The organism is Streptomyces sp. NPDC051909 (assembly GCF_040681095.1).
In the GTDB taxonomy this organism is placed as follows: Bacteria; Actinomycetota; Actinomycetes; order Streptomycetales; family Streptomycetaceae; genus Streptomyces.
The window spans coordinates 218,204-240,141 of sequence record NZ_JBFAYA010000009.1; the positions used below are offsets into that span (position 1 = coordinate 218,204).

The 21,938-nt window shown below is 72.8% G+C and carries 18 protein-coding genes and 1 riboswitch; of the genes, 7 read left to right on the forward strand and 11 right to left on the reverse strand.

From position 1 onward, the window contains the following. Positions 1 to 486 precede the first annotated feature (486 nt). Positions 487 to 3,123 carry a glycosyl hydrolase gene (locus AB0M18_RS17215; RefSeq protein WP_365758647.1) on the reverse strand — a complete coding sequence of 879 codons (2,637 nt, stop codon included), beginning with the start codon at positions 3,121 to 3,123 and terminating at the stop codon, positions 487 to 489. A gap of 596 nt (positions 3,124 to 3,719) precedes the next feature. Between AB0M18_RS17215 and AB0M18_RS17220 the strand changes: the two genes are divergently transcribed. Further along, entirely contained in the window at positions 3,720 to 4,457 is a 738-nt protein-coding gene (locus tag AB0M18_RS17220; RefSeq protein ID WP_365758649.1) for a dienelactone hydrolase family protein, read from the forward strand. A gap of 356 nt (positions 4,458 to 4,813) precedes the next feature. Here AB0M18_RS17220 and AB0M18_RS17225 read toward each other — a convergent pair whose 3' ends face one another. Together AB0M18_RS17225 and AB0M18_RS17230 are read right to left on the reverse strand one after the other, a co-directional pair. Further along, the gene (locus AB0M18_RS17225) at positions 4,814 to 6,013 is read right to left on the reverse strand and encodes an MBL fold metallo-hydrolase (RefSeq protein ID WP_365758652.1); all 1,200 of its coding nucleotides are present in this window, start codon (positions 6,011 to 6,013) and stop codon (positions 4,814 to 4,816) included. A 185-nt stretch (positions 6,014 to 6,198) separates the two neighbouring features. Then, entirely contained in the window at positions 6,199 to 6,984 is a 786-nt protein-coding gene (locus AB0M18_RS17230; RefSeq protein WP_365758654.1) for an SIMPL domain-containing protein, read from the reverse strand. A 259-nt stretch (positions 6,985 to 7,243) separates the two neighbouring features. Between AB0M18_RS17230 and AB0M18_RS17235 the strand changes: the two genes are divergently transcribed. The 5 genes from AB0M18_RS17235 to AB0M18_RS17255 are packed head-to-tail and all read left to right on the forward strand — an operon-like array spanning position 7,244 to position 12,502. Then, positions 7,244 to 8,218 (forward strand): STM4015 family protein, encoded by a 975-nt coding sequence (locus AB0M18_RS17235; protein WP_365758656.1) that lies wholly within the window; start codon positions 7,244 to 7,246, stop codon positions 8,216 to 8,218. Further along, positions 8,215 to 9,390 carry an STM4014 family protein gene (locus AB0M18_RS17240; protein ID WP_365758658.1) on the forward strand — a complete coding sequence of 392 codons (1,176 nt, stop codon included), beginning with the start codon at positions 8,215 to 8,217 and terminating at the stop codon, positions 9,388 to 9,390. The genes AB0M18_RS17235 and AB0M18_RS17240 overlap by 4 nt, the downstream gene beginning before the upstream one ends. 20 nt (positions 9,391 to 9,410) lie before the next feature. After that, the gene (locus tag AB0M18_RS17245; protein ID WP_365758764.1) at positions 9,411 to 10,250 is read left to right on the forward strand and encodes an STM4013/SEN3800 family hydrolase; all 840 of its coding nucleotides are present in this window, start codon (positions 9,411 to 9,413) and stop codon (positions 10,248 to 10,250) included. 5 nt (positions 10,251 to 10,255) lie between these two features. Then, positions 10,256 to 11,614 carry an STM4012 family radical SAM protein gene (locus tag AB0M18_RS17250; RefSeq protein WP_365758766.1) on the forward strand — a complete coding sequence of 453 codons (1,359 nt, stop codon included), beginning with the start codon at positions 10,256 to 10,258 and terminating at the stop codon, positions 11,612 to 11,614. A 9-nt stretch (positions 11,615 to 11,623) separates the two neighbouring features. Then, positions 11,624 to 12,502, forward strand: a complete 879-nt coding sequence (locus AB0M18_RS17255; protein ID WP_365758660.1) for an STM4011 family radical SAM protein — start codon at positions 11,624 to 11,626, stop codon at positions 12,500 to 12,502. Here AB0M18_RS17255 and AB0M18_RS17260 read toward each other — a convergent pair. Further along, positions 12,499 to 13,293, reverse strand: coding sequence for an SGNH/GDSL hydrolase family protein (locus AB0M18_RS17260; protein ID WP_365758662.1), 795 nt, complete (start codon positions 13,291 to 13,293; stop codon positions 12,499 to 12,501). The genes AB0M18_RS17255 and AB0M18_RS17260 overlap by 4 nt on opposite strands. A gap of 174 nt (positions 13,294 to 13,467) precedes the next feature. Then, positions 13,468 to 14,448: a LysM peptidoglycan-binding domain-containing M23 family metallopeptidase gene (locus AB0M18_RS17265; RefSeq protein ID WP_365758664.1), complete on the reverse strand. Its 981-nt coding sequence runs from the start codon at positions 14,446 to 14,448 to the stop codon at positions 13,468 to 13,470. A 4-nt stretch (positions 14,449 to 14,452) separates the two neighbouring features. Then, positions 14,453 to 14,609, reverse strand: a riboswitch (cyclic di-AMP (ydaO/yuaA leader). A 373-nt stretch (positions 14,610 to 14,982) separates the two neighbouring features. Here AB0M18_RS17265 and AB0M18_RS17270 point away from each other — a divergent pair. After that, positions 14,983 to 15,780 (forward strand): tyrosine-protein phosphatase, encoded by a 798-nt coding sequence (locus AB0M18_RS17270; protein WP_365758666.1) that lies wholly within the window; start codon positions 14,983 to 14,985, stop codon positions 15,778 to 15,780. Positions 15,781 to 15,805: 25 nt separating this feature from the next. On the opposite strand, the gene AB0M18_RS17275 is transcribed toward AB0M18_RS17270, so the two are convergent. The 6 genes from AB0M18_RS17275 to shc all read right to left on the reverse strand — a co-directional run bounded on the left by AB0M18_RS17275 (position 15,806) and on the right by shc (position 21,862). Next, positions 15,806 to 15,955 (reverse strand): DUF6126 family protein, encoded by a 150-nt coding sequence (locus AB0M18_RS17275; RefSeq protein WP_365758668.1) that lies wholly within the window; start codon positions 15,953 to 15,955, stop codon positions 15,806 to 15,808. Positions 15,956 to 15,973: 18 nt separating this feature from the next. Next, on the reverse strand, positions 15,974 to 16,573 hold the full coding sequence (locus AB0M18_RS17280; protein WP_365758670.1) for a helix-turn-helix domain-containing protein: 600 nt from the start codon (positions 16,571 to 16,573) through the stop codon (positions 15,974 to 15,976). 147 nt (positions 16,574 to 16,720) lie between these two features. Further along, on the reverse strand, positions 16,721 to 18,124 hold the full coding sequence (locus AB0M18_RS17285) for an aspartate aminotransferase family protein (protein WP_365758768.1): 1,404 nt from the start codon (positions 18,122 to 18,124) through the stop codon (positions 16,721 to 16,723). Positions 18,125 to 18,148: 24 nt separating this feature from the next. Then, a complete protein-coding gene (gene hpnH / locus AB0M18_RS17290) occupies positions 18,149 to 19,168 on the reverse strand; it encodes an adenosyl-hopene transferase HpnH (RefSeq protein ID WP_365758672.1) in 1,020 nt (339 codons plus the stop codon). A gap of 7 nt (positions 19,169 to 19,175) precedes the next feature. Next, a complete protein-coding gene (locus AB0M18_RS17295) occupies positions 19,176 to 19,856 on the reverse strand; it encodes a 1-hydroxy-2-methyl-2-butenyl 4-diphosphate reductase (RefSeq protein ID WP_365758674.1) in 681 nt (226 codons plus the stop codon). Next, on the reverse strand, positions 19,856 to 21,862 hold the full coding sequence (gene shc, locus AB0M18_RS17300; protein WP_365758676.1) for a squalene--hopene cyclase: 2,007 nt from the start codon (positions 21,860 to 21,862) through the stop codon (positions 19,856 to 19,858). Before shc ends, AB0M18_RS17295 begins: the two co-directional genes overlap by 1 nt. Positions 21,863 to 21,938: the final 76 nt, after the last annotated feature.

Here is a 21,938-nt window from a genome sequence, read left to right on the forward strand (position 1 = left end):
GATGATCACCAAGCAGCCACGATAGTCGTCAACCGTTCACGTGCGGTGCGCAGTTGGCAAACTTACCCGTAGACCGTCCCACTCTGGTATCGCCCGCTCGCCATCGGCCGGGAATCATTGGCCGAAAATCACCGTTCGGAGGGTCCGGCGGAAACGGACCGGAGGCGGTGCGGGGGCGGGCCGGGGACCGAGGTGGGCCCGAAACTCAGCCGCGCAGCCCTCCTCGCCCCGCCGGACCGGAATCCGTCAGGTGAGCGCGCCACGCCTGTGCGTGACCACTACGGGGCCCATCCTCCGGGCCGGTTCTCGCCACGCACCGCCACGGACCGGGCCGGACGGACCCGGTCCGTATTCGCTATCGCATCCTTCGCTTTCTACGCGATCTTCGCGTCCCGCCCGAACCCCTCGGCCCGGCCGCCCACACGCCGTCGCCGCCCCGCGCACGTACGAGATGCGGGGCGGCGACGGTCGTGCGGGTGAGGTCGGTTACGGCATCGCGGTCTTCCAGATGCCGCGCCCGTGGGTGGCCACGTACAGCTCGCGGCCGTCCGGGCTCGGGGCCAGGTAGAGGGCCGCCGCCGTCGGCAGGTTGCCGGTGGCGGCCGGGTCCGTGAGGCCGAGGCGCTTCCAGTGGCCCGGGGTGGACGGGGTACTGGTGAAGACACCGAGGTCGGTGGCCACCGCCAGGGTGCCGTTCGGGCTGATCAGCAGGCGGTTGGCCGGGGCGTCCGGGAACGAGTCGGCGGCCGCGGCCGGGCCGCTGACGTCCTGCCAGGTGACGCCGCCGTCGGTGGTGCGCCAGATGTGGCCGTAGCCGGCGCCGGGGCCCTCGTTCCAGTGCCGGGAGAAGCCGTTGAGGACGGCGTACACGGTCTTGCCCGAGGCGTCGGACGGGTCGATGGTGATGCCCGCGACGTAGCGGTTCGGGAAGTCCGCGGGCAGGTCGACCTGGTGCCAGGTGCCGCCGTAGTTGGTGACGACGCCGCGGCCGAAGGACGCGCCCGGGTTGCAGGATCCGCACCAGGCGGCCCAGACGACCCGGTTCCGGCTGTCGAGGGCCGTGGTGGAGTGGCCCGCGCCGGTGTCGTACAGACGGTCCCAGTCGGCGCCGCTCTTCGTCTCCCAGGTCTTGCTGTTGCCCCAGATGTACTGGCCTCCCGCCACCCAGTAGCCCTTGTCCGCACCGTCCGCGCCGAACGGAGCGATGAAGCGGGCGCCCGGGTCCGCCGGGGCGATGTCGGTGATCACGTCCTCCGAGCCGTCGGCGCTCGCCGTGTAACCGCAGTTGCGGGTGATCTGCATCGCGAGATTGGTGTACTCGCCGACCGTCTCGCACCCGTTCTCCGGGTTCACCAGCTGGTCGCCGCCGTCACCGCCGTACGGCTCGCTCATCTCGCCCGTCGGGTTGAGCTGCTGGACGTCTCCATTGTGCGTGTACGTGGCGCCCCGCGGCACCTGGACGCTGACGCCGTTGTCCTGCAGGCCGCCCCAGACGGCGTCGCCCTGTCCGCCGGGGAGAGCGCCGACCCCCACGGAGTAGTACTGGAGGGTGCGCAGCGTCCCGCTCCTGTTGAGGTTGCGCCAGCCCTTGCCGGGGGTCTGGGCGAGGGGGCGGGCGAAGACGCCGCCGTCGTTGCCGACGTAGATCTCCGGGGTGCCGCCCTTCCAGTTCGAGAAGACCATCGCGTGCTGGTCGGGGTGGATGACGTCCTCGTCACAGGTGTCGAGGGCGGGGTCGTAGCTGAAGCAGTCCAGGCCGAAGTTCCAGTACCGGCCGACGGCCTGCCAGTCGGAGCCGCCGTTGCGCGACTCGAAGACCTCTTCCAGCCCGACGTACACGTGCTCGGGGTCGGCCGGGTCGACGCCGATCACCTGGTCGTACCAGGCCTGGGTGCCGGGCTGGTAGCCCGGCCCCATCTTCGTGATCTTCATCGCGGAGCCGCTGGTGGCCAGCTTCGAGGAGGTGGCGATCTGGCTGTACGGGCCGTCGACCGCGCCGCTCTTCGACACGTACACGCCTGCGAGCGAGGAGGACGCGCCGGAGCCGGTCGCCTTGTTGAGGAGCTCGGGCGACTCCATCACGACGTACAGGCGGCTGCCGTCGGCGGCGTACGCGAAGGAGGCGTTGCCGATCTCGGCCGGGTTGACCGCGCCGCCGGGGTTGGCGCGCCGCCAGGTCGTACCGGCGTCGTCGGAGTAGTAGAAGCCGTTGTAGCCGGCGCCGCTGCGCCAGGCGAGGTTGGCGACCAGCCGCTTGCCGCCGGTGCCGGGCTGGATGGCCAGGTCGTTGGCGAGGTCCGCGAAGAAACTGCTCGCACCGCAGGCGGTCCCGGTGACGCCGACGCCCGCGCAGGGCGCGAGGACGCGCTCCCAGGCCGCGGGCTGCGGGGCTGAGAGCGCACGCCGGTACACCCCGTGGGAGGAGGCCGCGAAGACGTACCCGGCCTCGCTGTCGAAGCGGAGCCTGCCGATGGAGGACGAGTCGAGTTCGGTGCCGCCGACGCGGTCGCTCTCCTCGAAGGAGTCGTGGAGGGGGTCGGCGAGCCGGTACACACCGCTGCCGAGGAAGTTGTCGGCGGCCGTGGTCGCCTCGCCGGTGGCCAGCCACAAGGCGCCGTCGGGCCCGGTGGCGAGCGCGCCGACGGACAGCGCCGGCAGGTGGTCGGCGATCGGCGTCCAGTGCGCCCCGTCGTCCGTGGACCGGAACACGCCGCCGTTGGCGCCGCCGGCGTACAGCACGCCGGGGCGGTCCTGGTCGAGGGCGAGGGCGGATATGCGGCCCGACGAATAGCCGAACCCGCTACCGGAGTTGGAGGCGGATCGGTCGCGGTAGTGGGGCGCGTCGCCGTTGAGCGGCTGGGTGGTGACCTCGGTGAACGCGCTCTCGTCCACCGGCATGTTCTTGATGTGCTCCCAGGCTCCCCGGTAGGCCCCGGGCAGTACCTGGGCGGTGGGCGACAGGCGAGCCCCGTTGAAGGCCGCCATCCACCTCTTCTGGACGTAGACGGGCTCGTCCGTCCCATTCCCGCTGCCGCCCTGCGCGGCGACGGGTGACGCCACGGCGAGGAGCAGTGCGGCACAGACGGCGGTGGCCGTTCTGCGTCTTGCGGAAAACCAACGCATGTTTCGTCGTCTCCGGTTCGTTTCGTCGACTCTTCGGCTGTATTCGGCTGAATGCTGTCGAGCGCGGGAACGCTACACGGGTGATCGCCGGCAACTGAAGGGGTCGCACGAAAGACAGTCGGCGTCGCGGTCGGCCGAGCAGGGCGCGGGCGAGGGTGATGTGACGGTATGTCGGTTCGAAGGCCGCCTGCGCGTCGTCGAGGATCCGGGACGGTTCCAGGCGATCGTCGAGCAGCGGACGCAGGTGCCTGATGGCCCCTGCGGTGTCGCCCGCCTCGCCGGTGAACCGCCGGCCTCTCGGGGTGCGCGGGGCCGAGTTCGGACCGCCCGCGCAGGACCGTGCAGGGCCTCCGCGGCCTGCCGCGGCCGCCCGCGGTCGCCGACCACGATCGCCGGCAGGAAGTCCGCGGACGAACCCGCTCCGGTCGTCGCGGGGAGGGTCACCTCCGCGTGCCCGAGCGTGCGAATGCCGCCGACCGCCAGGCCGGCCTGATCCCCGCTGTCGTGGATCAATGTCGATGAGATCGGGAGTCGCCGTTCTGCCAGCGGCGGAACACCGGCCGGACCGGGCTCGACGATCACTACAGTCCGGTCTCATGACGACGATCACGACGCGTACGGTCGAGTACCCGGCCGACGGTTTGACGATGATCGGGCACCTCGCGCTCCCGGCCGGTGTCGACCGCCGGCCCGCGGTGCTGCTCGGACCAGAGGGCATGGGGCTCAGCGACGTCGAGCGCCGCCGCGCCGACGCTCTCGCCGAACTGGGATATGTAGCGCTGGCCTTCGACCTTCACGGCGGGCGCTATCTGGGCGACCCCGAGGAGATGCTGGCCCGTTGCCTGCCGCTGCTCGCTGATCCGGACCGGATGCGGGGCATCGGCCATGCGGCGCTCGACGTGTTGCGCACCGAACCGCGGACCGACCCCGACCGGATCGCCGCCGTCGGCTACGGCACCGGGGGCGCCGTCGGGCTGGAACTCGGGCGCGGTGGCGTCAGCCTGCGCGCGATCGGGACAGTCAACGCACTGACCACGGGCCGACCGGGTGAGGCGGCGCGCATCCGCTGCCCGGTGTGGGCCGGGGTCGGGTCGGAAGACCCGATCATGCCGCCCCAGCAACGGAACGCGTTCACCGCCGAGATGCAGGCCGCGGGCGTCGACTGGCGCCTCACGGTCTACGGCGGTGCCTTGCACGCCTTCCACCACCCGCCGGTCGACCACCCCGTGGTACCCGGCGTCGGCTACCACCCACGGCACGCGCGGCGAGCCTGGCGCGACGTCGTCGACCTGCTCGCCGAGTGTCTGCCCGTGGCGGAGGATCTGGGGACATGACCCAGGCAGGCATGCCGGCGCCGTGCCGGCGCCGGATCATGGTGCGCCTGCCCCACCGGAACGCCACGGACGGGCACCGACGCGCTGCTGGCACGGGCTCGGCGAGGCCTCCGGTCGGCGACCCGGGGCGCGGCGGCCGGATGCAAGGATCGGGTGCACGCTCAGGCAGCCACGACGCGTGTTCGGACGACAACCGAGGATGATCCCGTTCTGGTCGGCAAGGGCCCGAACTGCTGGGCACTCACGAAGGCGCCCGCCTGGTCACGCCGCCAACGCGCTCACCACACGACCGCGCTCTTCGTCCGAAAGGCGAGTCAGCAGGTGCGCAACCTAGCCATGGTCGTTCTCGCCCGTCGTCACCTCTCACCCGCCAGGTCGAGATCAGGCCTGGGTGCCGCGGCAGGAGCCTCGACCGGCCGGGGTCGGCGCCAGGGGTGAGCGATCGGATGGGCCACCCCGCGCCACCAGGCGTCGGACGGCAGCTTCCCCGCAGGCTCGAACGGCTCACCGGGCCGGGGAAACGCCACCGCCTGGCCGGCCTCCTCGGCCTCGTACCTCGTCCACTCCCCCGGCTCCGCCCACGCGTGCGGGGCCAGGTTGAAGGTGCCCCAGTGGATCGGCAGCAGCACTCCGTGCGGGCTGCCGCCCTGGAGGTCGAGATGGGCGCGCAGGCCCTCGGACGGGGTCATGTGGATGTCGGGCCAGTACTCGGAGTAGGCGCCGATCTGGATCATGGTGGCGTCGAAGGGGCCGTGGGCGGCGCCGATCTCCTGGAAGCCGGAGAAGTAGCCGGTGTCGCCGCTGTGGTAGATCCGGTGCTCCGGGCCCTCGACGACCCAGGAGGCCCACAGGGTGTGCTGCTGGTTGCGCAGGCCGCGGCCGCAGAAATGGCGGGCCGGGGTGGCGGTCAGCCGCAGGTCGCCGACCTCGGTGGACTCGTTCCAGTCCAGCTCGCGCAGCCGGGAGGCGCGTACGCCCCAGTGCTCCAGGTGGGCGCCGACGCCGAGCGGCACCGCGAAGAGGGTGTCGCTGGTCGCCAGGGCCTTGATCGTCGGCAGATCGAGGTGGTCGTAGTGGTCGTGGGAGATCACCACGACGTCGACCGGGCCGAGCGCGGCCAGCGGGGCGGGCACGGGGTGCAGGCGCTTGGGCCCGACGAAGGCGAAGGGCGAGCAGCGCTCGCCCCAGACCGGGTCGAAGAGCACCCGGCGGCCGTCGATCTCGGCGAGGACGCTGGAGTGGCCCATCCAGGTGAGGCGGAGGCCGCCGGCCGGCGGCCTGGCCAGGTCGGCGATGGTGGTCGGGTGCACGGGGATGCGGCCGGTGGGGGCCCGGCGCGCCCGCGCCTCCTTCTCGAAGTAGACCTTGGCGAACTCGATCGTCGAGCCGGACGGCCGGTGGCTGGCCTGCTCCGGGTTCTGGAAGACCCCGTCGGCGAAGTTCGGCGAGCGGCGGATGCGCTCCAGCCGCTCTCCGCTCGGGTCCGCGCCGAAGGCCGCGGGGCGCAGCGCGCGCAGCCGTGCCCGCAGCGAGGGGTCGGAGCCGGTGCCGGTCACAGGGCCTCCTGAGGTCGGTGGTCCCTTCATTATGGGCGGCCCGCCGGGTCCGGCGCCGCCCTGGAGCGAGGCCGGCGGCCGGGGAGGCCCGGACCGGCGCCCGTGCCACCGCCCGACCGGGGTCTGTCCTGGGCCGGCGCCCGGGTCGGCGCCCGATCGGCTACGGATCCACTCCCGACCGACTCCTAGACCAGCTCGTACACCGCGGTGACGGTCACGTGCTCCTCGATCTCGCCGGGTGCGAGCGGCACCGCCTCACCCCCGTCGGCGGCGGCGGGGACCGCGGCGGGGCCGGGGCGGGCGCTCTCGCCCTCGGTGAGCGAGACGAGCCGGCCGAGCCGCCGGCCGCTGAGCCGGGCGTACTGCTCGGCCTTGTCCCGCGCGTCGCGGTGGGCGGCCTCGCGGGCCGCGGCGCGCAGCGCGGTGGGGTCGGACACGTCGAAGACGACCCCGCTGATCCGGCCCGCGTCGCCGGTGGCGTCGTTGACGGCGCCGATGATCTGGCCCGTCCGGTCGAGGTCGCGGACCTTCACGGCGAAGCTCTGTCCGGCCTGGTATCCGGTGACCTTGCTCTCGCCCGCGCTGCTCTGGGCGTAGACGGGCGCGAGGGACAGGTTCTCGGTGCGGATGTCGCGGTCGGCGACGCCCTGCGCGTGCAGCGCGTCGACCAGGGCCTTCGCGGCCGTGTTCTGGGCTGCCAGGGCCTCCTTCGCGGTCTTGCGGGTGGCCTCGACCCCGACCGAGAGCACGGCCAGGTCGGGCGCGGCGGCGGCCCGGCCGCTGCCGCTGACCGTCACGGTGGCCGGTGCGGGCGCCCGTACGGCCGCGGCGGGGACGGCGCCCGGCGCGACGGCGTTCGCGGGGGCGGCGGCGCCGAGCAGCACCCCGCCGAGGGCGGCGCCGACGGCGAGGGCGCGGAGCGGGCGGGCCGGGCGGGCGCCTGGCAGGTCGTGGGGCTGACGTGGTGTCATGGGCGGTCCCTTCGGGGGTGGTTGCCGGTCCTCCGGCCGCGCACATCCCACCAGCCGCCGCCCGCCCGGCCCCCGCGCCACGACCGGGCGGCGCCGTCCTTCACCTCTCCGTACCAGGGACGGGCCGGTCGGTGGCCCGGCGAAGAGCGGTACGCGCAGCTCCCGGCCCGGGTACGGGCGTTGTCAGTGCCGCTTGGTAGAACTTCTGGCATCGGCCGATCCACGCCGTCCGGCGGCCCCTCTGGTGTCTGGAGCGTTCATGACCATCGGGAATTACCTGCGGGAGTTCCACGACCTGCCCGTGTTCGAGTTCCCCGCTCCCGGCGGGAAGGTGGAGGCCGCCGAGCAGTCCGGGCTGCCCGACCCCGCCGCGGTGGCCTGGCGGCTCTCCGCGGCGACCTACGCGGAACCCGAGGACGAGCAGTGGGAGGAGCTCTTCCCGCGCTTCCTCGACACCGTGGACACCGCGAAGGTCCGGGCCGTGGTCGTCGGCGGCTGGGACGAGGCCTACGAGAACTCCTCGGCCCCCGTCGTCGAGGCGCTGGTCGCCGCCAAGGACCGACTGCCCGCCCTGGAGGCGGTGTTCCTCGGCGACATGCTGTCCGAGGACTGCGAGATCAGCTGGATCATCCAGTCCGACGTCACTCCGCTGCTCGCCGCCTACCCCGGCCTGGTCACCCTGGCCGTGCGCGGCGGCAGCGAGCTCGCCTTCCCGCCGGTGCGGCACGAGGGCCTGCGCCGGCTCGTCGTGCAGACCGGCGGTCTGCCGGGCGCCGTGGTCCGGGACATCGGCGCCTGCGACTTCCCCGCCCTGGAGCACCTGGAGCTGTGGCTCGGCCGGGACGACTACGGCAACGACAGCACGCCCGCGGACCTGGAGCCGATCCTGGCCGGCACCCGGCTGCCCGCGCTGCGGTATCTGGGGCTGCGGAACAGCGACACCCAGGACGAGGTCGTGGACGCGGTGGCGACCGCCCCCGTCGTCGCCCGCCTGGAGGAGCTCGACCTGTCCATGGGCGAGCTCACCGACCGGGGCGCCGAGACGCTGCTCGCCGGGCAGCCGCTCACCCACCTGCGGCGGCTCGACCTGTCGCACCACTTCCTGTCCGAGGAGATGTGCGAGCGGGTCACCGCCGCGCTCGCGCCGCACGGTGTCACCGTGGACGTGAGCGACCGGCAGGTCCCACGGGAGTACAACGGCAGGACCTGGCGCTACACCGCGGTCGGCGAGTGACCTCCGCCGCGGACCTCCGCCGGGTCCGGCCCACCGGGCGGGACCTGGCCGTCGTCGGCAACCCCGGAAGCCGCCGGGTCCGGTTCTTCCTGGACGCGGTGGCGGCCGCCGGGCTGCCCGCGGCGCGTGTGGTGCCGTGGGTCGACGTGCTGCGCGGGGCAGCGGAGTTCCGCCCCGGGGAGACCGTCCGGGTCGACACCCCCGGGGAGGATCCCGAGGTGGACCGACTGTTGCGCGGTGCGGACGACCCGACCCGGGTGGAGGGTTCGCGGCGCTGGTACGAGGCGTTCACCGGCGCCCTTCCGGGGCTCGCCGCGCGGGTGGCGGCGGCCGGGGCGGTCCTGGTGGACGACCCGGCCGAGACCGCCGTCCTGTTCGACAAGCGGCTGACCCACGGGCGGCTGCGGGCGGCCGGGGTGCCCGTGCCGGACTCCCCCACCTCGGGCGCGGGCGCACCGCCGGTGCGCGGCTGGGCGGATGTGCGGGCGCTGATGGCCGGGGCCGGGCTCGCCCGGGTGTTCGTGAAGCCCGCCCACGGCTCCTCCGCCTCGGGCGTCCTCGCCGTGGAGACCGCGGGCGGCGGCCGGGTCCAGGCCACCACCTCGGTGGAACGGGCCCCGGACGGGCTCCTGTTCAACTCGCTCCGGGTGCGCCGCTACCGCACGGAGGCCGAGGTCGCCGCACTGGTGGACGCCCTCGCCCCGGACGGTCTGCACATCGAGCGCTGGATACCCAAGGCCGCCCTGGAGGGCCGGGCCGCCGATCTGCGGGTCGTGGTGGTCGACGGCCGGGCCACCCATGCGGTGGCGCGCACCAGCCGCTCCCCCATGACCAATCTGCATCTGGGCGGCGCCCGCGGCGACCTGGCCACGGTCCGGGCCGCGATCGGCGCGGCCGGCGGCCGGCTCACCGACGCGCTCGACGTGTGCGAGCGGGCCGCCGCCGCCTTCCCCGGCACCCACTGCGTCGGGGTCGACCTGCTGCCCGCGGCCGGCTGGCGCCGCTTCTCGGTCGGCGAGGTCAACGCCTTCGGCGATCTGCTGCCCGGCCTCACCGGGCTGCCGGGCAGCGGGGCCGAGGGCCGGGACACCTACGCCGCCCAGGTCGCCGCCCTGCTCCGTACCCGAACGACCTTCAGAACCACGAGCACCACAGAAACCAGCACGCCGTGAACTCCATGAACACCGTCGACATGAACACGATCGTGGGCAGCCACGATCTGCTCCTGGTCACCCTCGACACCCTGCGCTTCGACGTGGCCGCCGAACTCGCCGCCGAGGGCCGCATACCGAACCTGGCCCGACATCTGCCGGGCGGGGCGTGGGAGCGACGGCACGCGCCGGGCAGCTTCACCTACGCCTCGCACCAGGCGATGTTCGCGGGCTTCCTGCCGACCCCGGCGACGCCCGGCCCGCACCCGCGGCTCTTCGCGGCCCGGTTCGCGGGCAGCGAGACCACCGCCGACGGCACCTTCGTCTTCCACGACACCCCCGACCTCGTGTCGGCGCTCGCGCACGAGGGCTACCGCACGGTCTGCCTCGGCGGGGTGGGCTTCTTCAACAGACAGCCGCCGCTGGGCACGGTGCTGCCCGGTCTCTTCCAGGAGAGCCACTGGGAGCCGTCCTTCGGGGTGGCCTCGCCGACCTCCTTCGAGTCCCAGGTCGCCCGGGCCGAGGAGGTCGTGGCCGCGCTGCCCCGGGACCGCCGGCTGTTCCTCTTCGTCAATGTCGCGGCCCTGCACCAGCCCAACTGGTTCCATCTGGACGGCGCGAGCCGGGAGGCCGGCGACTCCCGGGCCACGCACGCCGCCGCGCTCGAGTACGTGGACCGGCACATCGGGCGCCTGTTCGCCGCGATGAGCAGCCGCCGCGACTGCTTCGCGATCGTCTGCTCCGACCACGGCACGGCCTACGGCGACGACGGCTTCACCGGGCACCGGCTCGGCCACGAGAGCGTGTGGACGGTGCCGTACGCGCAGTTCGTGCTGCCCGGCCCGGACGCCGGGACGGCCGCCCTGGAGGGCGCCGCGTGACCACCATGCCCGAGACCACCCACCCGTACCGCCACGCGTACCCCCGCCCGTACACCAGTTACGTCTACGCCTATCCGCACAAGACGGCCTACCGCCCGCTGCCCGACCGGCCCGCCCTCGCCGGGCTGTGGGCGGACGAGCCGAAGGACGCGCTGTCCCTCTACGCGCACATACCCTTCTGCGAGGTCCGCTGCGGCTTCTGCAACCTCTTCACCCGGATCGGCGCCCCGGACGAACTGACCACCCGCTATCTCGACGCGCTCGACCGGCAGGCGACGGCCGTACGCGATGCGCTCGGCGACACGGCGCCGGTGCGGTTCGCCACGGCCGCGTTCGGCGGCGGCACGCCCACCTTCCTCACCGCTGCCGAGCTGGAGCGGCTGTGCGACATCGCCGAGCGGCGCATGGGCGCCGATCTGCGGGCGGTGCCGCTGTCCGTGGAGACCTCCCCGTCCACCGCGACCGCCGACCGGCTCACGGTGCTCGCGGAGCGCGGCGCGACCCGGCTGAGCATCGGGGTGCAGAGCTTCGTCGAGTCCGAGGCCAGGGCGGCGGTGCGCCCGCAGCGCCGGGCCGAGGTCGAGGCGGCCCTCGGCCGGATCCGCGACTGCGGCGTCCCGGTCCTCAACATCGACCTGATCTACGGCATCGACGGCCAGACCGAGGCCTCCTGGAGCCACTCGCTCGACGCAGCCCTCGTCTGGCGCCCGGAGGAGCTCTATCTGTATCCGCTGTACGTCCGGCCGCTCACCGGTCTGGGCCGCAAGGGCCCGGCCGAGAGCGAGCGGGAGTGGGACGAGCGGCGGCTGCGGCTCTACCGGCACGGCCGCGACCACCTCCTCGCGCGCGGCTACCGGCAGGTGTCGATGCGCATGTTCCGGCGCGCGGACGCACCGGCCCTCGGCCCGGACGACCACGCCTGCCAGACCGACGGCATGATCGGCCTGGGCTGCGGCGCCCGCTCCTACACCTCGCGGCTGCACTACTCCTTCGACTACGCGGTCGGCATGCCCGAGATCCGCTCGATCATCGATGCCTACACCGACACGCGGGACTTCTCCCGGGCCGAGGTGGGCCGCCGGGTCGACGACGGCGAGGCGCGCCGCCGACATCTGCTGCAGTCGCTGCTCCAGGCCGCGGGGATGCCCCTCGCGGAGTACGCGGACCGGTTCGGGGGCGGCTCCCCCTTCACCGACTTCCCGGCCGAGCTCGCCCGCTTCGAGGAGCGCGGCTGGCTCGACACCGACGCCCCGGCGGGGCTGCTGCGGCTCTCCCCCGAGGGCCTGGCGCACTCCGACGGGCTCGGTCCCGAGCTGTTCTCGCCGGCGGTACGGGCGGCCATGGCCGCGTACGAGGCCAAGTAGGGGGCGGCCATGGATCTGACCGTGCTCTACCGGGGGCCGCTCGCCTCCTGCGACTACGACTGCCCCTACTGTCCCTTCGCCAAGCGGCGGGACAGCCCGGAGCGGCTGCGGGCCGACCGGGCCGCGCTGGAGCGCTTCGCAGGGTGGGCGGCCGGGCAGACCGGGGACCGGCTGCGGATCCTGTTCACGCCGTGGGGCGAGGGCCTGGTGCGCTCCTGGTACCGGCGCGCGCTCGTCGAGCTGTCGCGCCTTCCGCAGGTGGAGCGGGTGGCGATCCAGACCAATCTGAGCTGTCGCACCGAGTGGCTGGCGGAGGCCGACCTCGACACGGCGGCGCTGTGGTGCACCTACCACCCGGGCCAGACGCCGTACGAGCGCTTCCTCGGCAAGTGCCGGGAGCTGGCCGCGCGTGGGGTGCGCTTCAGCGTGGGCATCGTGGGGCTTCCCGAGCACCGGGAGCACGCCCGGCGGCTGCGCGCGGAGCTGCCGGGGCACGTGTACCTGTGGGTGAACGCGGCCGAGGGCCACACGTACACGGACGCGGAGGCCGCCGCCTGGACGGAGCTCGACCCGCTCTTCCCGTACAGCCGGCATCCGCACCCCTCGGCGGGGCTGCCGTGCCGCACCGGCGAGTCGGTGGTCTCGGTGGACGGCGACGGGACGGTGCGGCGCTGCCACTTCGTGAAGGCCGAGCTCGGCAACCTCTACGACGGCTCGTACCGGGCGGCGCTGCGGCCCCGGCCGTGCCCGCTGGCGGTGTGCGACTGCCACATCGGCTATGTGCACCTGGAGACGCTGCCGTTGTACGACGTGTTCGCCGGGGGCGTCCTGGAACGCGTCCCGGCGAACCTTCCCGCGTACACGGGGCCGAAGCTCCTCCGGAGCTAGAGCGGCATCAGGTCGGGGCGCTTGGCCTCGACGTGGTCGCCGGAGCTCTCGCCGCGCAGTCGGCGTCCGATCCACGGCACCAGGTACTCCTTGGCCCAGTGGATGTCGTCCTTGCGGACCTCCAGGGTGCCGCGCGGCGGCTCCGGGGGCCACGGCTGCTCCGGGTCGGCGGGCACCTCCATGCCGAGGACCTGGGCGGCGCGCAGCGCGACCCGGGTGTGACCCTCGGGCGAGAGGTGCAGCCGGTCCTCGTCCCAGGCGCGCCGGTCCTGGACGGACCGCAGCGACCACAGGTCGAGCACCGGGCAGCCGTACCGGTCGGCGATGGCCCGGACGTGCCCGTTGTAGGTGGCGATCTTGCCCCGCAGATGCTTGAGCAGGGTCACGTCGCGGGTGTCGAAGCCGGTGGTCACCATGACGGTGCCGACGGCGGAGGTGAGGTCGGCGACGGCGCGCTCGAAGCGCTCGGCGACGTCGTCGGGGTCGGTGCCGGGGCGGATGATGTCGTTCCCGCCGGCGCAGAAGGTCACGAGGTCGGGGGCGAGTTCCTTCGCCCGCGGGACCTGTTCCGCGACGATCTGGTCCAGGAGGCGCCCCCGTACGGCGAGATTGGCGTACCGGAACTCGTCGTTCTCCGGCAGCTCGTCGGCGAGGAGGACCGCGAACCGGTCCGCCCACCCGACGAAGGCCCCGTCGGGACCGGGATCCCCCACGCCCTCGGTGAAGCTGTCACCGATCGCCGCGTACGACCCGAATGCATTGGTTTCTGTAGATCTCGAATCGTCTGCCACGGGACCACATCTTTCCCTTCCTGATGTGACCTACGCGACCGTAAGGAGGGGTTGACGCCGGGTGACATATGCCACCGATAAAGATTCCACCAAGCCGGAATACGCCGGAGGCCCGGCACGTGCGTGCCGGGCCTCCGGGTGCTGTCCGAACGGGGTCGGATGGTCGACGTGACGTCAGATGCTCACGCCGTGCTGGCGCAGGAGGGCCAGCGGGTCGATGTCGGAGCCGTACTCCGGGCCGGTGCGCATCTCGAAGTGCAGGTGCGGGCCGGTGACGTTGCCGGTGGCGCCGGAGAGGCCGATCTGCTGGCCGCCGCTCACGGTCTGGCCGGCGGAGACGGACAGCGAGGAGAGGTGGGCGTACTGCGAGAAGGTGCCGTCGGCGTGCTGGATGACGACCTGGTTGCCGTAGGCACCGCCCCAGCCGGCGGAGTAGACGGTGCCGGGGCCGACCGCGCGGATGGTGGTGCCGGTGGAGGCGATGAAGTCGACACCGGTGTGGTAGCCGGAGGACCACATGGAGCCGGAGGCGCGGTACGGGGTGGAGACGCCGCCGCCGACCGGGGCGAACCAGCCGGAGGAGGTGGCGGCGCCGGCCGAGGTGGACTCGGCGGAGGACGAGGAGGAGCTCGCGGCGGCCGGGGCCGCGGTGCGCTCGCTGCCGCGGGAGGCGCGGCTCGGCGCGGTGTCGCCGTTCTTGGCGGAGCTCTTCGCGGAGCTCTTGGGCGCGGCGGCCTTGGGCGCGGGGGCGGCCTTGGCGGGAGCGGCCTTGGCGGTGTTCTTGGCGCCGAGGGTGAGCTTCATGCCGGGGAAGATCAGCGAGGGGTTCTCGCCGACGACCTGGCGGTTGTCGCGGTAGAGCTTCTGCCAGCCGCCCGCGAGGTGGTGCTCGGTGGCGATCTTCGACAGGTAGTCGCCGCGCACGACGGTGTAGCTGGTGCCCTTGGCGGCCGGGGCCTTGGCGGGGGTGACGGCGGCGGGCGCGACGGCGGCGACGGCCTGGAGCGGGGCGGCGGGGGCGGCCTGCTCGGCGGCGTGCGCGCCGGTGGCACCGATCAGCGGGAGGGCGACGACGGCGCCTCCGGCGCCGGCGGCCACGAACCCGCGGGTGATCGGGTTGGCCTTGGTACGGCGGTGCTTACCCTTCGCGGGCATGGCGGTTTCCTCTCCGTCGCCTGCGAGGTGAGCTGTCGGGTTCGGACTGGAGATGTCCGGCCGCGCGGTCGCGCGGCTTCACCCCGAGCCGTCCTTCTCTCCGAGGGATCGGCGACTTACCTGGGTCCCCCGCTCCTGCCGTGTACGGGTGAGTGCGGATTCCGGTCGGCGGCAGGATTCGGCGGTCCGTCCGGAGTGAGCGCGACGCTAGACGAGCGGGGACGAGCGGAACAAGCCGCCGGTTCCATTCGATCTCGAATTCCGTGATATCCGCCCGGAATTCCGGTGACCCTCCGTGGATGACGGTCTCTCGATCTCCCTTTGCCGAGGGGAATTTGGAAAAGACGATCAGCCACGGTCCGTCACGTCTATGACGCTGCTCACGCCCCGGATCCCATCTCCCCTGCAACCAGGGCGCGTTATACGCAATCGCCCAATACGGACAGATCACCCATTCCATCCCGAGGGGGTGCCCGCGCGGTCCGCCAGCCATGATGATTGCCGCAGGAACCGATCTCGAGAGCAGGAGCAACCGTGACGCAAGCGACGACCGAGCCCGAGCTCACCGGCGTACGCAACTTCCGCGATCTGGGCGGACTGCCGACCGTGGACGGCCGGTCCGTGCGCCCCGGGCACCTCTTCCGCAGCGGTCACCTGGCGCACGCCACCACGGAGGACGCGGCCTTCCTCGCCACCCTGGGACTGCACACGGTCTTCGACTTCCGCAACGAGGCCGACCGACGGATCGAGGGCGCGGACGTCGAGCTCCCGGGCGTGCGGAACGTGAACATCCCGCTCAACGACCCGGCGGACGGCAAGGAGTTCTGGAAGCTGGTCCGCGACGGGGACCTGGATCAGCTGCGCGGGATCCTGGGCGACGGCAAGGCCGCGGCCCGGATGTCCGACTCGTACCAGAAGATGATCGTCGGGCGGACCGCCGAGCACAGCCGCATCCTGCACGCGATGGCCGAGGACAGCGTCCCGGCCCTGATGCACTGCGCGGCCGGCAAGGACCGGGCCGGCCTGGCGATCGCGATCTCGCTGCTCGCGGTCGGCGTGGAGCGCGAGGCGATCGAGGCGGACTACGTGAAGTCCAACGCGCCGCACCGCCGCTACAAGGTGCAGCGCAGCTCCACCGCCCCGGACGGGATGTCGCCCGAGGTGATGGAGCTGCTCGCGCCGCTGTTCGACGCGCGGGTGGAGTATCTGCGGGCCGCCTTCGGGACCATCGAGGAGAGCTGGGGCTCGGTCGACGCCTACCTGGCGGAGGGGCTGCGGCTCGCCCCGGAGACCCGGGAGCGCCTGCGCGAACGCCTGCTCACGGAGGCATAGGCCCCTTCAGAGCCACCCCGCGCCGCTACTTCGCGCCCATCGCGAAGAGCAGATAGAGGAAGGCGGCGAAGACGTGGCCGGCGATGAGGTAGGCGAAGAGCCGGAGCACCAGGCCCTTGGGGAACTTGCCCTCACCGCGCTCCTCGCCGGTGACCGGGGCGGACTTCTCGGACATGTCGGTCCTTTCTAGACCTCAGCGTCGATGCGGGGTCCCGTCGCCGAGGCACAGCTCGGCGGCGGGGCTCTGCATCAGGGTGTGGACGAACAGCAGCTCGGCGCCCGACCGGGTGGCGGCGCCGATCCGGTGCGGGGTGAGCGAGTCGAAGTGCGCGCTGTCCCCGGGGTCGAGGACGTGCACGGCGTCGCCGAGCGCGAGCCTGACCCGTCCCTCCAGGACGTGGATCCACTCCTCGCCCGGATGGACCCGCACGATGTCGGCGCTGGTGGCGTACGGGACGTGGACGCGCAGCGCCTGCATGGCGCGGCCCGCGCCGCCCGCCTGCCGGTAGATCCAGCCGTCGGCCTCGACCGGCTCGGAGCGCCCGGCCCGCACGACCGGGTCGCGCTCCGGCGGCACCTCGCCGAGCAGCTCGGAGACCGTCGTACCGTAGATACGGGCGAGGGCGAGCAGCATCGGCAGCGAGGGCTGCCGGTTCCCCGTCTCGAGCCGCGACAGATGGGCCGGCGAGAGCCCGGCGCGCTGGGCGGCCCCCTCCAGGGTGAGCCCGCGCCTGCGGCGCAGGGCCCGCAGCTGCGGAGCGACGTCCGGGAGGGCGTCGGTGACGTGGTTCATGCGTCCATTGCGCCAGGCACGTGCCTCTGAGGCAACTTTCTTGCCCCAGAGGCAAATCCGGGCGGAACCCCGAGCCGGACCCCCCGGGCGGAACCCCGGGTGGAACCCCGAGCCGGAACCCTGTGACCGAAGGACGCCGGAATCAGGTCAGCGCTGCGCGACCGCCTGCTTGACCAGTGTCTTTCCGAAGTCCCACATCAGTCCGCCGCCCGCGTGGGCGTCGTCCATCACCGCCGTGAAGGCGGTCACGAAACGCTCGACGTCGGCCTCGTCGACGACCAGCGGCGGAATCAGCTTGATCACCTCCAGGTGGTCGCCGGACACCTGGGTGAGGATCCGGTGGCGCTGGAGCAGCGGCACCACGACCATCTGCGCGAAGAGTCCCTTGCGGGCCGCCTGGAGCATGGTCCAGCGGCTGCGCAGGCCGAGCGAGGTCGGGCGGCCGAACTCGATGCCGATCATCAGGCCGCGGCCGCGGATCTCCTTCAGGAGCTCGTAGCGCGGGACCAGCTCGCGCAGCCGGGCCGCCAGCAGGTCGCCGACCCTGCGCACGTGCGCCACGGTGTCCTCGGACTCCATGACCGAGAGCACCGCGAGTCCGGCGGCCATGGCCTGCGCGTTCGCGCCGAAGCTGGCCGAGTGGACGAGCACCCGGTCCATCGAGGAGTAGACCTTCTTGAAGATCCAGTCCTTGCCGAGGGTGGCGCCCACCGGCACATAGCCGCCGGAGAGCGCCTTGGCGACACAGACCAGGTCGGGTTCGACGCCGTCCTCGTGCTGGTACGCGTAGAAGTCGCCGGTCCGGCCGAGGCCGGTCTGCACCTCGTCGGCGATCAGCAGCGCGCCGTACCGGTGCAGCAGCTCCTGGGCGGCGCGCAGGAAGCCCGGCGGGGTCTCGTGCACGCCCTTGCCCTGGATGGGCTCGACGACGAAGGCGGCCACGTCGCCCTTGCGCAGCTCGCGCTCCAGGGCGTCGAGGTCGCCGAGCTCGATCGCCGTGTCGGGGAGCAGCGGTGCGAAGCCGTCCCGGAAGCCCTTCTCGCCGTTGACCGAGAGGGAGCCGGTGGTGAGGCCGTGGAAGGCGTGCGCGCAGTACACGATCCTGGGCCGGCCGGTGGCGTACCGGGCGAATTTGAGGGCGGTCTCCACGGCCTCGGTGCCGCTGTTGCCGAAGAAGACCCGGTCGAGGTGCGGGCTGTGCGCGAGCAGCCGCTCGGCGAGGAGACCGGGCAGCGGCTGGCAGTCGAAGCGGGTGAGGTCGGGCAGCTGGGCGTCGAGCACGTCGTGCAGGGCCTGCCGGACGACGGGGTGGTGCCGGCCGAGGCCCATGACGCCGAAGCCGGCGAGCATGTCGAGGTAGTCGTTGCCGTCGGCGTCCCAGAAGTGGGCGCCCTCGGCCCGCTCGTAGACCTTGTCGAAGCCGATGGTGTGGAGCATCCGCGGGAGCTGGTGGTTGAGGTGGCGGGCGTGCAGCTCGTAGCGCTCGCCGCCCCGCGCGGCCAGGAGTGCCCGCAGGTCGAACGTGCCCCGGGGGCCGGATCCGCCCTTCATGGCCGGGTCACCCGTCATCTCGCGTCACCCGTTTCCGTTGACGGTCTCGCGGATCGCGCGGAGGGACTCCTTGAGCGAGCCCATGGTGGCGAGGACGGCGGTGGGCTCGTACCCGCAGTGCGCCATGCAGTTGGCGCAGCGCGGGTCCCGGCCGCGGCCGTACTTGTCCCAGTCCGTCTCCTCGATGAGCTCGCGGTACGTCGGGACGTAGCCGTCGCTCATCAGATAGCAGGGGCGCTGCCACCCGAAGAGAGAGTAGTTGGGGATCGCCCACGCGGTGCACGGGAAGTCGGCCTTGCCCTCCAGGAAGTCCAGGAAGAGCGGTGAGTGGTTCAGGCGCCAGCGGCGCCGGTTTCCACCCGCGAACGCCTTCTTGAAGAGTTCCCTGGTCTGCTCGACGCCCAGGAAGTGTTCCTGGTCCGGGGCCTTCTCGTAGGCGTAGGCGGGCGAGATCATCATTTCGTCGACCTGCAGGTCGTCATTGAGGAAGTTCAGTACCTCGATGATCGTCTGCGGGGTGTCGGTGTTGAAGAAGGTCGAATTGGTGGTGACCCGGAATCCGTGCCGCTTGGCCTCCTTGATGGCCGCCACGGCCTCGTCGAACACCCCCTCCTTCGCCACCGACTCGTCGTGCCGCTCGCGCAGCCCGTCGATGTGCACCGCGAAGGCGAAATACGGGGAGGGCGTGAACTTCTCCAGCTTCTTGCGCAGCAGCAGGGCGTTGGTGCACAGGAAGACATACTTCCGCTTGGCCACCAGCTGGCGCACGATCTCGTCGATCTGAGGGTGCATCAGCGGCTCGCCGCCCGCGATCGAGACCATCGGCGCCCCGGACTCCAGGACGGCGCCGACCGCCTGGGCCACCGGCATGCGCTGCTTGAGCACACCGGCCGGGTGCTGGATCTTCCCGCAGCCCTCGCACTTGAGGTTGCACGCGAAGAGCGGCTCCAGCTCGACGATCAGCGGGAACTTGTCCCGCTTGCGGAGCTTCTGTTCGAAGAGATAGGTCCCGACCCGGATGGACTGACGGAGCGGCATGGCCATAACTCGTTCACCTCCTGGGGAGCAGCAAAGAACGGTGCCATTCGAAGAATGCGGGCAGGACCGCACGAAGCACACGGAAGGCCGATATTCCCCCGCGCACCGTGCCGATCCGGACCAGTTCATGTTCTGGAGCGTCCACGACCACCCGTACGGCCGCAACCGGGCGTGCTCCGGCGGCGACGGCGGTGCTCAGGGTGGCGGCCGACTCCATGTCGACGGCGATCGCGCCGCCGGCCCGCAGCGCGGCCCGCTCGGGGCCGCGCACCACGTGGTCGGAGCCGGTGAGCGGGCCGGTGTGGACGGTACGGCCGGGCAGCGCCCGGCTGAGGGCCTTGACCAGCAGGTCGGTGCCGACACACGGGGTGGTGCCGTCGGGGCCGCGGGTCTCCTCGGCGACGATCAGGTCGCCGGGGTGCATGCCGGGCGCGAGCCCGGCGCAGAAGCCGGAGGCGATGACGGCGGCGTCCCGCCAGGCCTCCCGGCCGAGGGTGCGCGCGACGGTCCGCCGGGCGTGCGCCGGTCCCATGCCGGTGCGCACCACGGTGACCGGTGCGGGCGCCCCGCCCCGGTCTCCGCTGCGCAGCGCCAGCTTCTCGATGCCGAGCGCGCAGGCGACGACCAGCGGCGGCACGGCGGGCCCCGCGCCCTCGGATGCCCCGGCCGCCCCGGCCGCCGGTTCGCCGGCCATCAGCGGGCCTTCCGGCCGGGCAGGGGCGGCTCCCCGTTCACGTAGCGGCCGAGCGCGGTAAGCGGGAAGACCTGGCGGTAGAGGTGGTAGTTGATGGAGAAGTCCCAGGGGAAGCCGGTGCCGGTGAACTGGGGCTCGTCCCAGGAGCCGTCCTCGCGCTGGGTCTCGGCCAGCCAGGCGACGCCGCGCCGGACCGCCTCGGACTCCCGCTCGCCGGCCGCGAGCAGCGCGATGAGCGCCCAGGCGGTCTGCGAGGCGGTCGACTCGCCGTGCCCGATCCAGCCCTGTTCCTTGTACGAGCGGAGGTCCTCGCCCCAGCCGCCGTCCTCGTTCTGCACGGACCGCAGCCAGCCGACGGCCCGGCGGATCGCGGGGTGGCTGCGGGCGAGCCCGGCGGCGGTGAGGGCGGGCACCACCGAGCCGGTGCCGTAGATGTAGTTGACGCCCCAGCGCCCGAACCAGGCGCCGCCGGGCTCCTGTTCGGCGAGCAGCCACTCGATGCCCCGGCGGGTGCGGGGGTCGTCGGCGCGGCCCTCCCAGGCGAGCATCTCCACCACGTGGGCGGTGACGTCGGCCGAGGGCGGGTCGATGACCTCGCCGAAGTCGCAGAACGGCAGCCGGTTGGGGAAGGGACTGGTGTTGTCGGCGTCGAAGGCGCCCCAGGCGCCGTTCCGCGACTGCATGCCGGCGGTCCACCGTGCACCGCGCCGGACGGCCGCGTCCACCCGGGCCGGCTCGGGGTGCGCGACGCGCCGCAGCGCGAGGATCACCTCGGCGGTGTCGTCGATGTCCGGGTAGTTGTCGTTGTGGAACTCGAAGGCCCAGCCGCCCGGCGGGAGTCCGGGCCGGCGCACGGCCCAGTCGCCCTTGCGGACGATCTCCTCCCCGAGCATCCAGTCGGCGGCCTTCACCAGGGCCGGGTGGTCGGGCCGTACGCCCGCGTCGGCGAGCGCGATGGTGGCGAGGCAGGTGTCCCAGACCGGGGACTGGCAGGCCTCGATCATCCGAGCACCGTCCTCGCGCCACACGGCGAAGCGGTCGAGGGACTCGAGACCGGCCTTCATGACCGGGTGCTGGAGGTCGTAGCCGAGCAGGTGGAGGGCGATGACCGAGTAGACGGCGGGCGGCTGGATGCCGCCCCAGCAGCCGTCGTTCTCCTGCCGCTCGACGATCCAGCGGGCGGCGACGTTCATGGCGATCTTCCGCAGCCGGCGCGGGGCGACCTTGCGGTAGAGGTGCAGTCCCTTGTCGACGCGCTGGAAGAAGCCGTCCCAACTGGCCGCCGGGGCGAGGGGCTTGCCCGGATTGGGCCGTGCCGGGTCGGTGTGCAGCTCGTCCAGCGGGAAGGGCGCGGGCCGCACCGGCCGCTTGGCGGAGACGACGGTGAGCGGCACGATCGTCTGCCGGGCCCAGCAGCCGAAGTCGTAGATGTTGAGCGGGAACCAGCTCGGCAGGAAGACCAGCTCGGGCGGGAGCTCCGGCAGGTCGTCCCAGCTCCACCAGCCGAAGAGGGCGAGCCAGATGCGGGTGAAGACGCGGGCCCGGGCGATGCCGCCCTGCTCTCGGACCCAGGTCGCGGCGCGCGCCATGTGCGGGTCCTCGGGGACGTCCCCGGCGAGCCGCAGGGCGACGTAGGCCTCGACGGTGGCGGAGAGTTCGGCGGGGCCGCCGTGGAAGGTGGCCCAGGTGCCGTCGGCGCGCTGCTCGCCGCGGATGTGGAGGGCGGCGGCGTGGGTGGTCTCCGGGTCGAGGATGCCCAGGAACCGGCGGAGCAGCAGGTCCTCGGCGTCCATGGTGACGTTGGTCTCCAGGTCGCCCTTCCACCAGCCCTCGGGGTCCTGGCGGCCGAGGAGGTGGGCGACGGAGCGTTCGGCCGCTCGGGCGGCGGCCTTGTCGAGGGCGCCCTGCGACGTGAACGCGGGCGCGGTGGTGGTCGTGGCGGTGGTGCTGGCCGCGGCTGCTCGGGGTCCCATGGCCCCGGCGCTTCCGTCGGTCGTCGCTGTCATGGCTTCCCCTTCGTGCAGGCGGTGTACTGGCGCGTACTTTCTGCTTCTTCGGGTCTGCCGTCGGCCGGTGCCGGGT

What these genes read in the sequence shown, in the direction of transcription:
- AB0M18_RS17255 (WP_365758660.1), top strand. Translation starts at nt 11,624, where the DNA reads ATGGATCTGACCGTGCTCTACCGGGGGCCGCTCGCCTCCTGCGACTAC.
- AB0M18_RS17295 (WP_365758674.1), bottom strand. Translation starts at nt 19,856, where the DNA reads ATGGCCGGCGAACCGGCGGCCGGGGCGGCCGGGGCATCCGAGGGCGCG.
- AB0M18_RS17265 (WP_365758664.1), bottom strand. Translation starts at nt 14,448, where the DNA reads ATGCCCGCGAAGGGTAAGCACCGCCGTACCAAGGCCAACCCGATCACC.
- AB0M18_RS17280 (WP_365758670.1), bottom strand. Translation starts at nt 16,573, where the DNA reads ATGAACCACGTCACCGACGCCCTCCCGGACGTCGCTCCGCAGCTGCGG.
- AB0M18_RS17245 (WP_365758764.1), top strand. Translation starts at nt 9,411, where the DNA reads ATGAACACGATCGTGGGCAGCCACGATCTGCTCCTGGTCACCCTCGAC.
- hpnH (WP_365758672.1), bottom strand. Translation starts at nt 19,168, where the DNA reads ATGGCCATGCCGCTCCGTCAGTCCATCCGGGTCGGGACCTATCTCTTC.
- AB0M18_RS17250 (WP_365758766.1), top strand. Translation starts at nt 10,256, where the DNA reads ATGCCCGAGACCACCCACCCGTACCGCCACGCGTACCCCCGCCCGTAC.
- AB0M18_RS17230 (WP_365758654.1), bottom strand. Translation starts at nt 6,984, where the DNA reads ATGACACCACGTCAGCCCCACGACCTGCCAGGCGCCCGCCCGGCCCGC.
- AB0M18_RS17220 (WP_365758649.1), top strand. Translation starts at nt 3,720, where the DNA reads ATGACGACGATCACGACGCGTACGGTCGAGTACCCGGCCGACGGTTTG.
- AB0M18_RS17275 (WP_365758668.1), bottom strand. Translation starts at nt 15,955, where the DNA reads ATGTCCGAGAAGTCCGCCCCGGTCACCGGCGAGGAGCGCGGTGAGGGC.
- AB0M18_RS17285 (WP_365758768.1), bottom strand. Translation starts at nt 18,124, where the DNA reads ATGAAGGGCGGATCCGGCCCCCGGGGCACGTTCGACCTGCGGGCACTC.
- shc (WP_365758676.1), bottom strand. Translation starts at nt 21,862, where the DNA reads ATGACAGCGACGACCGACGGAAGCGCCGGGGCCATGGGACCCCGAGCA.
- AB0M18_RS17215 (WP_365758647.1), bottom strand. Translation starts at nt 3,123, where the DNA reads ATGCGTTGGTTTTCCGCAAGACGCAGAACGGCCACCGCCGTCTGTGCC.
- AB0M18_RS17235 (WP_365758656.1), top strand. Translation starts at nt 7,244, where the DNA reads ATGACCATCGGGAATTACCTGCGGGAGTTCCACGACCTGCCCGTGTTC.